Origin of the sequence: Streptomyces sp. NPDC086519, assembly GCF_040686075.1 — a bacterium.
In the GTDB taxonomy this organism is placed as follows: Bacteria; Actinomycetota; Actinomycetes; order Streptomycetales; family Streptomycetaceae; genus Streptomyces; species Streptomyces shenzhenensis.
Genome location: NZ_JBFBJL010000003.1, coordinates 49,170 through 63,071 on the forward strand (window position 1 = coordinate 49,170; position 13,902 = coordinate 63,071).

A 13,902-nucleotide genomic window follows, 5' to 3' on the forward strand; every position below is an offset into this window, starting at 1 on the left:
GGGATCGCCCGACATCTTGACCACCATGGCCACACGGCCACAGGCTTCTCCGAGCAGCCCGTGAGCAGTTCTCTCGGGGGCGGCCGTTCATTTCCTGCGCTTCACGGGGAGCCGCATCAGATCGGCGCCGAGGACCATGCGGCCGCCGTAGCCGGCGCCTGCCGCGCCGGCGCGCAGCAGGCGGCGCCAGGTCGCGTCCGGGACGACCGCGGGGTCGCCGGGCAGAGATGGGTGGCGACCACGGCGCGGGAGGCAGGGCGAAGAGGGCATCGGGAAGTCCCCTCCTGCGCGACAGCTTCCCGGGCGCAAGGGGGGTTCTTTTCCGCAGGAGTCAGGGGGCTCGTCGCACACCACCGCACCCGAGCCCGCCGGAGCGGTGCCGAGCGCTCCACGCCGTGAAACAGCTTCACACCGGCCCCGTGACCGACACCCCGTCAGCTGCCCGCCAGGGCCGACGAACGCTCGGCGCACGCTCTGGCACGGATGCTCCTCAGCCCCCTTCTCGCTGTGCCGTGGTGGCAGTGTCCGTGTGAGGCTCAGCGGGCCCCGGCCACCTCCGCGGTGGCCGGGGCATCCCGCAGGCCGAGGCGCAGGTGCTCGACGTGGTGGAGGGCCTGCTCCAGCAGTTCGGCGACGTGGTTGTCGTAGAGGGCGTAGATGACCGAGCGGCCGCGGCGCTCGCCGGTGACGAGGCCGAGGTTGCGCAGCAGGCGCAACTGGTGGGAGCAGGCGGACTGTTCCATGCCGACGGCGTCGGCGAGTTCGGTCGCCGCGCACGGGCCTTCCTGGAGGCGGGCCAGGATGCGCAGCCGGGACGGGGTGGCGAGCGCCTGGAGTGTGGTGGCCACGTCGGTGGCGCCGACGGTCTCCAGTCGCTCGCGCACGGTGGCGGCGGTGGTGTTCTCGGCGTCAGCTCCATGGCCCATGGGCTTCATCCTACGGACCCGTAGACATGAACGCATGAATGGGTCTTCATGTAGTCCTGTACGGTGGGGGTGCGGAGCCGAGGCATACGGTGCCCGCAGCCTCGCCGTACCGCCCGTCGTGAAGGACTTCCGCTCCGATGACCTCCTCCACCCTCGCCCCGCCGACCCGCGGCCAGGACACGCCCGCGCGAGAGCGCACCACGCCCCGCAGGACCCGCGTCCTCGCGTTGCCCGAGGCCCGTTGGGCTCTCGCCGCTCTGGTGTTCTTCCTGGTGGCGTTGCCCCTTCAGCTGACCGGCGCCCCGGCCTGGGCCTGGGGCCCGCTGTACGCGCTGACCTATGCGGCCGGCGGCTGGGAACCGGGCTGGGCCGGGCTCCAGGCGCTGCGGGACAGGACCCTCGACGTCGACCTGCTGATGGTGGTGGCCGCCCTCGGCGCGGCGGCCATCGGGCAGGTCACGGACGGCGCGCTGCTGATCGTCATCTTCGCGACCTCCGGCGCCCTGGAGGCGCTGGCCACCGCCCGCACCGCCGACTCGGTACGCGGTCTGCTCGATCTGGCACCGGCCACGGCGACGCGGCTGACGGCGACCGGGGACGAGGAAACGGTCACCGCCGAGGCGCTGACCGTCGGCGACACGATCCTCGTGCGGCCCGGTGAGCGGGTCGGCGCGGACGGCCGCGTACTGGACGGCGCGAGCGCCGTGGACCAGGCGACCATCACCGGCGAACCGCTGCCGGTCACCAAGACGATGGGCGACGAGGTCTTCGCGGGCACCCTCAACGGCACCGGGGCGCTGCGCGTCCGGGTCGAGCGGGACGCCTCCGACTCGGTGATCGCCCGGATCGTGCGCATGGTGGAGGAGGCGTCCGAGACCAAGGCGCCCACCCAGCTGTTCATCGAGAAGGTCGAACAGCGCTACTCGCTCGGCATGGTCGCCGCGACCCTCGCCGTCTTCCTCGTCCCGCTCGCCTTCGGCGCCGCGCTGACCGGCTCCCTGCTGCGCGCGATGACCTTCATGATCGTCGCCTCGCCGTGCGCGGTCGTCCTCGCCACCATGCCTCCGCTGCTGTCCGCGATCGCCAACGCCGGACGCCACGGCGTGCTGGTCAAGTCCGCGGTGGTCATGGAGCGGCTCGGCGAGGTCGACGCGGTCGCGCTGGACAAGACGGGCACGCTGACCGAGGGCACCCCACACGTCACCGACATCCGCCCGCTCGCCGGATCCGGGCTGGACGAGAGAGAGTTGCTGGCGTTCGCCGTCGCGGCCGAGCACCCGAGCGAGCACCCGCTGGCCCGCGCCGTGGTCGAGGCGGCCCGGGCCAAGGGCCTCGCCCTGCCGGTCGCGGAGGACTTCACCTCCACACCCGGCGTCGGGGTCACCGCGACCGCCGGTGGCCGGAAGATCTCCGTCGGGGCACCGGCACGGCTGCTCGCCGGGGCGCGGGCCGGGGCCGGGGACCCGCGATCCGCGAGGGCCGCGGTGGTCGCCGCCGAACTGGAGGACGGCGGCCGGACCGCCGTCGTGGTCACCGTCGACGGCGTTCCGGCCGGGCTGCTGGGCATCGCCGACCGGCTGCGTGCCGACGCGGACGCCACCGTTTCCGCGCTGACCGCTCTCGTGGGATCGCCACCCCTTCTCCTGACCGGAGACAACCCGCGGGCCGCGGCGCGCCTCGCCGCCGGGGTCGGTATCGATGACGTGCGGGCCGGACTGCTGCCCGAGGACAAGGTGGCCGCCGTACGGGAACTGGAAGACAGCGGCCGCAAGGTGCTGGTCGTCGGCGACGGAGTCAACGACGCGCCCGCCCTGGCCGCCGCGCACACCGGCGTCGCCATGGGCCGGGCGGGCTCCGACCTCGCGCTGGAGACCGCCGACGCGGTGATCGTGCGCGACGAACTCCGTACGGTCCCGTCCGTGATCGCGCTGTCCCGGCGGGCCCGCGGGCTGGTCGTGCAGAACCTGGTGATCGCGGGCCTCTTCATCGCCGGCCTGGTCGCCTGGGACCTGATCGGCACCCTGCCGCTGCCCCTCGGCGTGGCCGGTCACGAGGGTTCCACGGTCATCGTCGGTCTCAACGGACTGCGCCTGTTGCGTGAAGCGGCCTGGCGGCGGGCCGCCGAATGAGCCGCCGCAGGGTACCCGCTTCGCAGGGCGAGCCCCGGTGCACGGTCACCGTGTGCCGGGGCTGCTGCTGCGGCACCGACAAGATCCCCGGTGTCGATCACGCCGCCCAGCTCGCCACGCTCAAGTCCGAACTGAGCGCACTCGCCCGGGTCCGGGCCGTGAACTGCCTGGACTCCTGTGCGCAGGCGAATGTCATCGTCGTCCAGCCGTCCTCCGCCGGCCGGGCCGCAGGCGGACGACCCGTCTGGCTCGGACTGGTCAACGACCCCGACGCGACGTCCGACATCGCCGACTGGGTCGCGGCCGGAGGCCCCGGACTCGCCGACCCGCCCGCCGTCCTGGACCTGTACGAGTTCGCCCCGTCACGGCGTGTGCGACAGGGCGTGGAGGACTGAGCACCCGCGTCTGTCCCGGCCGAGGAGGGACCCGGTTCGCCCGCCTCCGGGTCGGTGGTCCTTTCGGCTGTCGGCTGTCGGCGAGGCGGCCGCGGCTGTGCCGCCATCCGGGGGGCGTGTACGGCACCGGTGCGGTGGGGTTGGCCGTCGTGCGGATCGGTGTGCTCGTGTTCGTGCCATGACCGCGGGCTCCGGGCCGGCCACAGTCGTACCGCAGGCAGCCCGGCAGCCCGGCAGCCCGGCAGCCCGGCAGCCCGGCAGCCCGGCAGCCCGGCAGCCCGGCGTCCCGGCGGCCGGAGCGATCAGGCAGAGTGCGGCCACGGCGGCCCCGGTCCCGCCTCGGCGCCGGGCCGGCCCGGTCGGCCCATGGGTCTTCCCGGGGCCGGCCGACGGGGTACGACATACCGGCCGCCGTCTCGGTCCTGCTCGGGGAGGGGCTGACCGGTGCGCCGCCGCGTGCGGTCTCCAGTCTGAGGACGGGGGCCGGATCTGGGAGCCGCTGCGCCGCCCGGCAGGGCGGCGGAGGATGGACGAGAGCCGGGCAGACCGGCGCGAAGTCGTCACAGTGAGGAGGCACGGCATGACGAAACCGGTCGTGGTGGGAGTCGACGGCTCACCGTCCAGCCTGGACGCGGTCGGGACGGCGGCACGCGAGGCGGCGCTGAGCGGGGTCGGCCTGCGGCTGGTGCACGCCTTTGGGTGGCCCTCGATCCATCCACCACCTGGCGGAGCGCCCTGGAATCCCGCCAGGGCGGGGGTGCGCGAGCTGGTGGACGGCACGCTGGCCGAGGCCGAGCGGCGGGCACGCGAGGTCGCGCCGCAGGTGGACATCACGCGCGAGGTCACGGTCGGCGAGCCGCTGATGGTGCTGGAGATCGAGTCGCGCACCGCTTCGCTCGTCGTGGTGGGCAGCCGCGGTCTCGGCGCGTTCGGCAGCCTGCTCCTCGGTTCCACCGCCGTGCATCTGGCCGCGTACGGCCACTGCCCGGTGCTGGTGGTGCGGGACACACCGAACCCGAACGGTCCCGTCCTGCTGGCGGTGGACGGCTCCCCGGCGGGCGAACGAGCTGTCGAGTTCGCCTTCGCCGAAGCATCGGTGCGAGGCGCGGGTCTGCTGGCCCTGCATGTGTGGAACACCTGGAGCGAACGGGCCTACGAGGGGCCGGCCGACCCGCTGAACATGGTGGTGGACATCGACCGGCTCCGCGAGGAGGAGCAACGGCTGCTGGACGAGACCATGGCCCCGTGGCTGACGCGCTACCCGCAGGTCACGGTGGAGCGGCGTCTGGCGCGCTCCCGGATCCGCCCGGCGCTGATCGAGGCGAGTCATGACGCGCAGCTCGTCGTGGCCGGCGCACGGGGACGCGGTGGCTTCACCGGGCTGCTGCTCGGCTCGGTCAGCCAGGCCCTGCTGCATCACGCGCACTGCTCCGTCGCGGTGGTCCGGGGCAAGGAGTGACCACCGCCCCGCGTTCCCGGGGTATTCGGCGGCAGCGCCGGTCAGGAGAGGCGGCCGCCGGCGACGGCGGCCGCGAAGTGACGGCGACGATCCAGGGTGGTGGACGCCTGGGCGGAACATCGTGCCCTGCGAAGGTCCTCCGTACGGCTGTGGGCGGCGGAGCCGGGTGGGCCGTTGGGTCTTCCGGCCCTACATCCGGGAACTGTGGCCCAGACCGGCCGAGGTCTCACTGATCCATCCTGGTGGCACTGGAGCATTCAGCCGAGGGAAGTGATCGGCATGATGTGGTACGGAGACGGATGGGGCTGGGGCGGCTGGATCGTCATGGCGGTTTTCATGGTGCTCTTCTGGGCCGTCCTGATCGTCGGGCTCGTCGCACTTGTGCGCTACCTCACCGGTGCGCGTCAGCAGCAGTCCGGCCCCCCTCCACCGTCCGGTGAGGGCGGGTGGCAGGAGCGACGGGCCGAGAACGTGCTTGCCGAGCGGTTCGCACGCGGGGAGATCGAGGAGGACGAGTACAAACGACGGCTCGCGCTGCTTCGGGAGCACCGGTGAACGCGCACCGCCGGCGAGGAGTGCGGTCGGCGATCGCCATTGGTGCCGCGGCCCTGGTGCTGGGTGTCGCCACGACCGGTCTGATGGCCGGGTCCGGCGCCTTCCACCGGACGGGACCGGCCTCCTGGCGAGGACAGAGCGCACGATGCAGTGCGCCGGCCGCGCACGGCAGCGCCGTCGATGTGACCGTGTGGGACATGGGACGCATGATGAGCGGCCCGAACCGGTCCGCGCCGGCCGACGGCCGGCCCGGCTGGTACGGCATGGGCATGATGCGCATGGTGGCCCGCCCCACGACGATCCCCGCGGGAAAGGTGACCATACGGGTTGTCAACGCGGGAACTCTCGCGCACGAGATGATCGTGTTGCCGCTGCCGGCGGGCCAGGCCGTCGGTGGACGTGCCGTCGGCTCCGACGGCCGGGTATCGGAAGCAGGCAGCCTCGGTGAGGCGTCGCGCACCTGCGGCAGCGGTACTGGAGACGGCATCGCCCCCGGTGCGGCGGCCTGGACCACGGTGACGCTGCGGCCGGGCCGCTATGAGCTGCTGTGCAATGTCCGGGGCCACTACGCGGCCGGGATGTACACAGAGCTGGACGTCACTCGGTGAGTGAAGGAGCCGGCGGCGCTGCCCCGGTTCGGCCGGCCCGACAAGGTCAGGTCCTGGCTCTGGTGACGGCGCAGGGTCCCGCGCGACGGCGGCCGCGCGGGACCCCTTCGGCTTTGCCGGGCCGCTACCGGTACCCGATGGTCATGGCGCCGCGGATGCTGTGCGAGGACATGCTGATCCGCAGGACATGACGGTCGGCGTCCCAGTGCCATGCCGACTTCGACAACTGTGCACTGCCCGCGACGACCTGCCGCGGGGGTTGTTCCACCCCGAGGAAGGACACGGTCCAGGTGCGGCGGCCGGCCTGTCCCTGGAACGTCCCCTTGGCGGGCCCGATCCGCAGCACATGTGCGTCCTTGTGCTCGGTGTAGCGGATCCGGGTGGTCGCCGCGCGTCCGGCGACGGAGCTGATGCCGTCGTCCTCGTAGAGGGAGAAGGCACCCGACGCTCCCGAGGCCACCGTGACGCTGATCTTGTCCAGCGGACTCCGCGCGTCGTGGGGGACGTCGTCGGACCGGGTGGCGACGATCCCGCCCGCGCGGACGAAGACCGGCATGGTGTCCAGTGTGGTCGTGACGTCATGGGTCGCGCCGCCCGCGGGCGCGGTGTAGGTCTGTCCGGTGAAGTAGTCCGTCCACCGGCCCGGCGGGAACCACACCGACGTGGTGGTGCTGGTGCCGGGGGAGGTGACGGGGGCGACCAGCATGTCCGGACCGTAGAGGTACTCGCTGTCCGCCTTGGCGTAGGCGTCGTCCTCCTCCGGGTACTGAAGGTACAGCGGCCGCACGATCGGGGTGCCGGTGGCGTTGGCCTCCTGGGCCAGGGTGTACGTGTAGGGCACCAGGGACTCGCGCAACCGCAGGAACTTCTCGGCCGACTGCCGGGCTTCGGAGCCGTACTGCCACGGAAGACGGTCGCTGTGGTTGCTGTGCAGGCGGTCGATGGGCTGGAAGGTGCCGAACTGCACCCACCGGGCGTACAGGTCGTCGGGCAGTCTGGTGGTGCGGTGGGTCTGGCCGTCGGAGGTGTACGTCTCCGAACCGGGGATGCCGTACGGGTCGTTGTGACCGCCGATGTCATGGCTGACGGCGGCCAGGCCGGTGGCGGCGGACTCCCCGGGCGTGTAGCCGATCTCGGCGCGCAGCGTGCCCCAGTTCGACGTCGTGTCACCGGAGAAGTGCAGGGTGCTCCGCTTGTCGGCCCAGGGACCCGTGGGCAGGCCGACTCCTCCGCTGTATCCGCCGGCTTGCAGGGATCCGTAGGCGCGGGAGAGGACGAAGCCCCGGCTGCCGGTCTCCGCGGTGAGGTCGGCGTACTTCTGGTTGATCCACGCGTCCGGGGTGACGCCCGCCTGCGAGGAGCGCGAGGCGTCGCAGCACCAGTCGAGCCACCAGAAGTCGTTGCCGGCCCGGTCCATCGGCCGGTGCAGGTCGAGGTAGGCCTTCAGCTGGTCGGGATCACCGAAGTCGAAGACGTAGCAGTCCGGGCCGGCCGCACAACCGCCCTTGCGCAGCTTGCCCTTGGCCGTGCTCTGGGCCGCCGCGAACTGCGGGTCGGATCCGAGGATGCTCGGATGCACGTTCAAGGTGTTGTACAGCCCTTGGCCGGCCGACCAGTCGAAGAACGCCTTGGGATCGGGGAACTTGGCCGGGTCGAAGTTCCAGCCGCTCCACGTGTTGGGCGACTTGAAGTCCGTGTCCGTGACCAGCACGTCCAGGGGTACGCCGGCGGCACGGAACGCGGGCAGGATGGTGTTCTCGTAGTCGCTCGCGGTGTGGTCGATGTACTCGGAGTACCAGACGCCGTAGGCCCAGCGAGGCAGCAGCTGCGACGGTCCGGTCAGGGTGGCGAGGTCGGACAGGCCCTGCTGGTAGTCGTGTCCGAAGCCGAAGAAGTAGCCGTCCTGGTAGGGCCGGCCGCCGTGCGCGGGGCGCGCGGAGGCCTTCTCGGTGGCGGTGTCGTAGACCGCGGAGGGTGTGTCGTCGAGCAGGTACCAGCCGTCGCGGTGCAGGAGTCCGGGCGTGGTCCAGGGGGTGGGATCGCTGTCGCCGTTGAGTCCGTCCAGGCTGCGCCGGTAGCCGCCCAGGGCGAGATGGGGTGCGGGGGCGGGCTCACCCTGCCGGCTCAGGGCGAGGGTGTCGACGTTGACGTGACAGCTGGTGGCCTCCGGACAGGACAGGGTGATCTCGTCGGTGCCCGCCGTCAACTCCACGGGCACGGACGCCGACTGCCAGCTGTCCCAGCTGTCCGTGGCGGGCAGAGTGAGGGTGTGCGAGGCACCGCTGCCGGTGCCGACGTCCACCGTCCGTGCCTGATGGAGCCCGTCGCCGCCCGTCCCGTTGGCGTACCGCAGGTGCAGCAGGTAGGTGCCGTGATCGGGTATGCCCACGATCCGGTCCGAGACACGTGATCCCTGGTTCAGTTCCGCGGCGAAGCCATAGCCGGCATGGCCCCTGTGGTCGGTGGCGATGGTCGCGGAACCCGACAGCAGGGCGTCTTCGGCCTCGCAACTGGTGCCGAACCGGCAGCCGGGAAGCGCGCTTTGCTCCCGGGAGGGATAGGTGGCTCCCGGACTGAGCAGGGCGAGGCTGTCGATGTTGACGTCTCCGGAGTCGGTGGCGGTGCGGTGCAGCCTGACGGTGTGCGGGCCGGCGCCGAGTGCCAACGGCAGGCGGGCCACGTCCCAGGTGTTCCAGTCGGACGTCTCGGGAAGGGAGAACGTCCGGTCGGCACCGCCGTCCACGCTGAGGCTGAGGGTACGGGTTTCGTGACGGCCGTCGCTGCCGACGGCGTTGGCGTACCGCACGGCGAACTCGTAGGAGCCGGCCGACGGCGCCTGCACGTCCGCGGAGAAGGAGTTGTTGTCGACCTCGAAACCCGCGAGGAAGCCCCTGCCGGTGTATCCGCCGTGGTCCGTGGCCAGACCGGGACCGTCGTACACCTGGTCCTCGGCCTCGCACAGGGCTCCGACGCCGCAGACGGCATGGCGCCAAGGCGCCGCCGTCACCGGTGTGTTCCCCGCCGTGAACTCGGTGGTCAGGTTGTCCGCGGTGAAGGGACCGGAGCCGACCCGGTAACGCAGGGTCAGGGCGCTGGTGGTGATGGTCAGGACCCCGTCGCGGACGGACGAGCTGTACTGGGGCGGGGTGAAGGAGTCCCGGCCGACCGCGTTGAAAGTGGGCCGGTCCTCGAACTGGTTGTCCCCGGCGTACTCGGTCCGGATCAGCGTCGGTGACAGTACCTCGAACCGGGCGTTCTGCACCGTCACCGTGGAGGTGCGGGCCGGCCGGTGCGCGGTATCGGCTGCCGCGACGCCTGGGGCGGCCAGGCAGAGGGCCACCGCCGCACCGGCCGCGAGGTGTACCACGGCGGGTCTGCGTAACTTGCGAAATGATCTGGACCATGAAGGTCTCACGGCACGCTCCATCTCACGACGGCGGCGCTCTGGAGAGCGCAACGGACATGCGGTGACGACTGCGCCCGAGCTGCGGCCGGGCGCCTGCAACGATGTAAAGGCGTCCTCAGGAATGACACCACGCTGTCTTTCCTCTGTCCACGCCCGTAACAGGCAACGTTGTCAGAGGAGTTGATTTGTTGCCTGGGGCGGGCGTCCGGCCCCCGTGGCGGTGCCGGGCGAGGCGACCACCTGGCCGGTGTCGTCCTGCCGCGAGGCGGGGCTCTCCGTGCCGGAGTCGTCTTCGGACTTGGTGTATCCGGTCGCGAGCGCGAGGCTCGTCACGAGGCCGGCGGCGAGGAGGTGTCGTGCGGAGGCGTGACGGACCAGTGCGACGGGCTTCACGGGAGTCCCCGGACGGCGCGGCCCCCATGAGCCGAGCGCGCCCTCGGGGAGGCCGGCTCTTGCGGTCGACTCGGCGTGCGCGTCGTTCGGGGGAGGTTCTTACATCGTTGGATAAACCCTGTAAACCCTTCCGTCCGACATCTCGTTCACCGCCGCCCCAAGGTGCTCTCCCGCTCGACGAGCCTGAACTCGGCGGTGAGTTCGCGTCCGCCGGGCTCCTCGCGGCCCGACAGGCTGCGCAGCAGGGAGGCGACGGCCATCTTGGCGATGGCCTGCTTGTCCGGCGAGACGGTGGTCAGGGTGACGGCGCCGAAGCGCCCCTCGGCGATGTCGTCGAAGCCCACCACCGCCACGTCCCAGGGCACCCTGAGGCCCCGCTCGTGCAGCACCCTCATGGCCCCGATCGCGATCAGGTCGTTGAGCGCGAAGACGGCGTCCGGGCGCACGCCGGAGTCCAGCAGCTCGGCCATCGCCCGCGCCCCGGCGTCGCGGTCCCAGCCGCCGACCGGCACCACCAGGCTGTCCGGCGCGGGCACCCCGGCCGCCGCCAACTCCTCGCGCCAGCCGTCCAGTCGCAGGTGGGCGGGCTGGTTCACGGAGTCGGTGCGTGCGCCGAGGTAGGCGATCCGGGTCCGGCCGCGGCCGAGCAGATGGCGCACCGCGCAGCGGGCCGCCGCCACGTTGTCGATGGCGATGTGGTCGAAGGGCAGGTTGTACTCGCGCTCACCGAGCAGCACCAGCGGTACGTCGCCGGACCGCCCCTGCAGGTCCTCGGCCTCCAGGGCCAGCGGGCTGAGGATCAACCCGTCGATCACCCGGGCCCGGAAGCCCTGGCTGACCAGGATCTCCTGCTCGCGCTCGCCGCGGGTGTGGTCGAGCAGGACGGTGAACTCGTGCTCGGCGGCCGCGTCGATCACGGCGCCGGCCAGCTCGGCGAAGTACGGGTTGCCGAGCTCGGGAACGGCCAGCGCGATGATCCCGGTACGCCCCTTGCGCAGATGACGCGCGGTCAGATTGGGCCGGTAGCCGAGCTCGTCGATGGCTGCCTGCACCCGGGCCCGCATCCCCGGCGTGACGTGCGGATAGTTGTTCACCACGTTGGACACGGTCTTGATCGAAACGCCCGCGCGTTCCGCCACGTCCTTCAGGCTGACCCGCAAGGGATCTCCTCAGCGTCGATGGGCGGTCCCGCCCACGGGGCTTCGCCGTGACCCTGGACAGCGACCGGGAGCCGTGCTCTCATGCCAACTGCCGTTCCTTCCAACGTTGTACAGACTGAAGCAACGAGCCGCCACCCTTCCTCAGTCAAGGAGGATTCGTGCGCATCAGACCTCTCGGACAACGCCTCGCCCTGCTGCTCGCCGCAGTGCTGGGAGCCGCGGGACTCGCCGCGGCGCCCGTCGCGACCGCGGCGGACGACCCCGTGGAGATCCACGGGCTCAAGGGCGAGTACTACACCCAGTCCGCTCCTGGCGCCTTCGACTTCCACGAGCTCAAGGCGACCGGCTTCGACCCGAACCTCGACTTCGACAACCTCGAGCCCCGGCTCGCCTTCACCACCGGCCAGTCGGACGACGTCAGCGTCCGCTGGACCGGAAAGATCGTGCCGGAGAAGACCGGTCCCACCACCTTCTCGATCATCGGCGACAACGGCTTCCGCCTGTGGGTCGACGGGACGCTGGTCATCGACCACTGGGTCGACGACTGGGACCGCGAACAGACTGGCCAGCCGGTAGAGTTGACCGCCGGTCAGGCCTACGACATCAAGGTCGAGTACTTCGAGCACTACGGCGGCTCCAACCTCCATCTGCGCTGGACCGAGCCCGGCGGCAGCAAGGAGGCCGTCCCGCAGTCGGCGTTCCGGCTGCCCGACGGCTTCGACTACGACGGTGCCGTCGCCACCACCGTCCTGGGCACCGGCCGTACCCTCAAGCTCGACTTCGCGCAGCCGCTCGCCGCACCCCCGGCCGGCCTGACCGACCACCTCGAAGCGGTGATCGGCGGTGCCAAGTGGCCGCTGGGCGACGCCGTGTCGGACCCCGCGGACCCGAGGACGGTGCTGGTCGCCCTGAAGGAACCGGTCGTGGGCAACAAGACCGGCACCGCGCGCGGCACAGCCGACGTCCGCTACGACGGAAAGGGCGGCCTGGCCAGGACCGACGGCAACGTTGTCAGCGCCTTCTGGAGCAGCGGCGCCAACAGGTCCACCTACGAGCTGCGCACCAAGTGGGCCGATCAGGTCTCCTCGCGCAACGCCCACCCCGAGTACCCGAGGCCCCAGCTCACGCGCGACGCCTGGCAGAACCTCAACGGCACCTGGCAGTTCGCCGCGGCCCAGGCGGGCGAGCAGCCGCCGGTGGGCAAGAACCTCGGCGAGAGGATCCTCGTCCCGTATCCCGTCGAGTCCCAGCTCTCCGGTCTGGAACGGCACGAGGACCGCATGTGGTACCGGCGCACCTTCACCGTCCCGTCCGGCTGGAGGATCGGCTCCGGCAGGCGCCTGCAACTGAACTTCGGCGCCGTCGACTGGAAGGCTGAGGTGTACGTCAACGGCACCAGGGTCGCGGAACACCAGGGCGGCTACGACAAGTTCAGCGCCGACGTCACCGACGCCCTCAGGCCCGGCCGCACCCAGGAACTGATCGTCGGCGTCTACGACCCGACCGACGCGGCGAACGGCGAGAACCCGCCCATGGGCAAGCAGCGCCTGGACCCCAGCGGCATCTGGTACACCCCGACCTCGGGCATCTGGCAGACGGTGTGGATGGAACCGGTCGCCACCGACCACGTCGACTCCCTCAAACTCACCCCGGACGTGGCCGCGGGCACCCTGACCGTCGAGCCGCGGGGCGTGCGCGACGGCGTGCCGGTCACGGCGACGGCGTACGAGGGCAAGCACAAGGTGGCCACCGTCGTCGGCCGCACCGGCACACCCCTGACCCTGCACATCCGCAAGCCGCACCTGTGGTCGCCGGACGACCCGTTCCTGTACGGCCTGAAGGTGAACGTCGGCGCCGACCGCGTCGGCAGCTACTTCGGGATGCGCTCCATCGCCGTCGAGAAGGTGAACGGCGTGCCGCGCACCGTCCTCAACGGCAGACCCGTCTTCATGATGGCCACCCTCGACCAGGGCTTCTGGCCCGACGGTCTGTACACCGCGCCGACCGACGAGGCGCTGGCCTACGACCTGAGGATGCACAAGAAGATGGGCTTCAACGCGGTGCGCAAGCACATCAAGGTCGAGCCCGACCGCTGGTTCTACTGGGCCGACCGGCTGGGTCTGCTGGTGTGGCAGGACATGCCCGCGATGGCAGCCGGGGTGAACCCGAGTGCCGCGGCCCGCGCCGAGTACGAGCGTGAGATGCGGCAGATGATCGACGAGCACATCAGCAGCCCGTCCGTCATCATGTGGGTCACCTTCAACGAGGGGTGGGGCCAGTACGACATGGCCCGTATCGCCGACCAGGCCAAGGCCTGGGACCCGACCCGGCTGGTCAACTCCATGTCCGGGCTCAACCTCGGGGCCGACGGCGGCACCGGCGACATCATGGACGAGCACGGCTACCCCTCGCCCGCCCTGCCACCCCACCCCGACGGCCGACGCGCCCTGGTCAGCGGCGAGTACGGCGGCCTCGGCCTCGGCGTGCCCGGGCACGCCTGGTCGGTGCAGCAGTCGTACGTGGACGTCGACCCGGCCACCTACACCGACGACTACCTGACCAAGCTCTCCGAGGTCCACGCGCTGGCCTGTCAGGGCGGCAACGGCGCGGTCTACACCCAGATCTCGGACGTCGAGGGCGAGCTCAACGGCCTGCTGACCTACGACCGCAAGGTCGTCAAGCCCGATGTCACACGGCTCAGGGCGGCCCAGCAGGCGCTGATCGACGACGCGTCGCGGGCGACCCCGGCCGGGTGCGCCTGACACCCGCCCGAACTCGGCCGACACCCCTGCGCGCCGTGCCGAGCGCCCCGCGGTGAACACGGGAAGAGGCGCGGTCCACCCGCCGTCCGAGCGGCGGCGGGCGGACCGC

11 protein-coding genes are annotated in these 13,902 nt (G+C 71.5%); 6 read left to right on the plus strand and 5 right to left on the minus strand.

Annotation, left to right across the window (positions count from 1 at the left end; genetic code table 11):
- Positions 1–87: 87 nt before the first annotated feature.
- A complete protein-coding gene (locus AB0P24_RS04605; RefSeq protein ID WP_365790725.1) occupies positions 88–270 on the minus strand; it encodes a hypothetical protein in 183 nt (60 codons plus the stop codon).
- Positions 271–536: 266 nt separating this feature from the next.
- Complete coding sequence (locus tag AB0P24_RS04610) at positions 537–926, minus strand: metalloregulator ArsR/SmtB family transcription factor (protein WP_365790726.1); 390 nt, start codon at positions 924–926, stop codon at positions 537–539.
- Between the two features lie 137 nt (positions 927–1,063).
- Here AB0P24_RS04610 and AB0P24_RS04615 point away from each other — a divergent pair, with 137 nt between their 5' ends.
- The 5 genes from AB0P24_RS04615 (at position 1,064) to AB0P24_RS04635 (ending at position 6,072) form a co-directional block, all read left to right on the plus strand.
- A complete protein-coding gene (locus AB0P24_RS04615) occupies positions 1,064–3,055 on the plus strand; it encodes a heavy metal translocating P-type ATPase (protein ID WP_365790727.1) in 1,992 nt (663 codons plus the stop codon).
- Positions 3,052–3,450 carry a (2Fe-2S) ferredoxin domain-containing protein gene (locus AB0P24_RS04620; RefSeq protein ID WP_365790728.1) on the plus strand — a complete coding sequence of 133 codons (399 nt, stop codon included), beginning with the start codon at positions 3,052–3,054 and terminating at the stop codon, positions 3,448–3,450. Before AB0P24_RS04615 ends, AB0P24_RS04620 begins: the two co-directional genes overlap by 4 nt.
- A gap of 580 nt (positions 3,451–4,030) precedes the next feature.
- The gene (locus tag AB0P24_RS04625) at positions 4,031–4,909 is read left to right on the plus strand and encodes a universal stress protein (protein ID WP_365790729.1); all 879 of its coding nucleotides are present in this window, start codon (positions 4,031–4,033) and stop codon (positions 4,907–4,909) included.
- Positions 4,910–5,188: 279 nt separating this feature from the next.
- Positions 5,189–5,464, plus strand: a complete 276-nt coding sequence (locus tag AB0P24_RS04630; protein WP_365790730.1) for a hypothetical protein — start codon at positions 5,189–5,191, stop codon at positions 5,462–5,464.
- Complete coding sequence (locus AB0P24_RS04635; RefSeq protein ID WP_365790731.1) at positions 5,461–6,072, plus strand: sulfocyanin-like copper-binding protein; 612 nt, start codon at positions 5,461–5,463, stop codon at positions 6,070–6,072. Before AB0P24_RS04630 ends, AB0P24_RS04635 begins: the two co-directional genes overlap by 4 nt.
- 124 nt (positions 6,073–6,196) lie before the next feature.
- Here the strand turns inward: AB0P24_RS04635 and AB0P24_RS04640 are convergent, their stop codons facing one another.
- From AB0P24_RS04640 to AB0P24_RS04650, 3 genes are all read right to left on the minus strand, one after another.
- A complete protein-coding gene (locus AB0P24_RS04640) occupies positions 6,197–9,499 on the minus strand; it encodes a TIM-barrel domain-containing protein (protein WP_365790732.1) in 3,303 nt (1,100 codons plus the stop codon).
- A 150-nt stretch (positions 9,500–9,649) separates the two neighbouring features.
- Positions 9,650–9,871 (minus strand): hypothetical protein, encoded by a 222-nt coding sequence (locus AB0P24_RS04645; protein ID WP_365790733.1) that lies wholly within the window; start codon positions 9,869–9,871, stop codon positions 9,650–9,652.
- A 146-nt stretch (positions 9,872–10,017) separates the two neighbouring features.
- Complete coding sequence (locus tag AB0P24_RS04650) at positions 10,018–11,031, minus strand: LacI family DNA-binding transcriptional regulator (protein WP_365790734.1); 1,014 nt, start codon at positions 11,029–11,031, stop codon at positions 10,018–10,020.
- A 158-nt stretch (positions 11,032–11,189) separates the two neighbouring features.
- Here AB0P24_RS04650 and AB0P24_RS04655 point away from each other — a divergent pair, with 158 nt between their 5' ends.
- Complete coding sequence (locus AB0P24_RS04655) at positions 11,190–13,793, plus strand: PA14 domain-containing protein (RefSeq protein WP_365790735.1); 2,604 nt, start codon at positions 11,190–11,192, stop codon at positions 13,791–13,793.
- Positions 13,794–13,902 lie beyond the last annotated feature (109 nt).

Coding starts and splice junctions, on each gene's coding strand:
- AB0P24_RS04605 (WP_365790725.1), bottom strand. CDS start 270: ATGCCCTCTTCGCCCTGCCTCCCGCGCCGTGGTCGCCACCCATCTCTG.
- AB0P24_RS04610 (WP_365790726.1), bottom strand. CDS start 926: ATGGGCCATGGAGCTGACGCCGAGAACACCACCGCCGCCACCGTGCGC.
- AB0P24_RS04615 (WP_365790727.1), top strand. CDS start 1,064: ATGACCTCCTCCACCCTCGCCCCGCCGACCCGCGGCCAGGACACGCCC.
- AB0P24_RS04620 (WP_365790728.1), top strand. CDS start 3,052: ATGAGCCGCCGCAGGGTACCCGCTTCGCAGGGCGAGCCCCGGTGCACG.
- AB0P24_RS04625 (WP_365790729.1), top strand. CDS start 4,031: ATGACGAAACCGGTCGTGGTGGGAGTCGACGGCTCACCGTCCAGCCTG.
- AB0P24_RS04630 (WP_365790730.1), top strand. CDS start 5,189: ATGATGTGGTACGGAGACGGATGGGGCTGGGGCGGCTGGATCGTCATG.
- AB0P24_RS04640 (WP_365790732.1), bottom strand. CDS start 9,499: ATGGAGCGTGCCGTGAGACCTTCATGGTCCAGATCATTTCGCAAGTTA.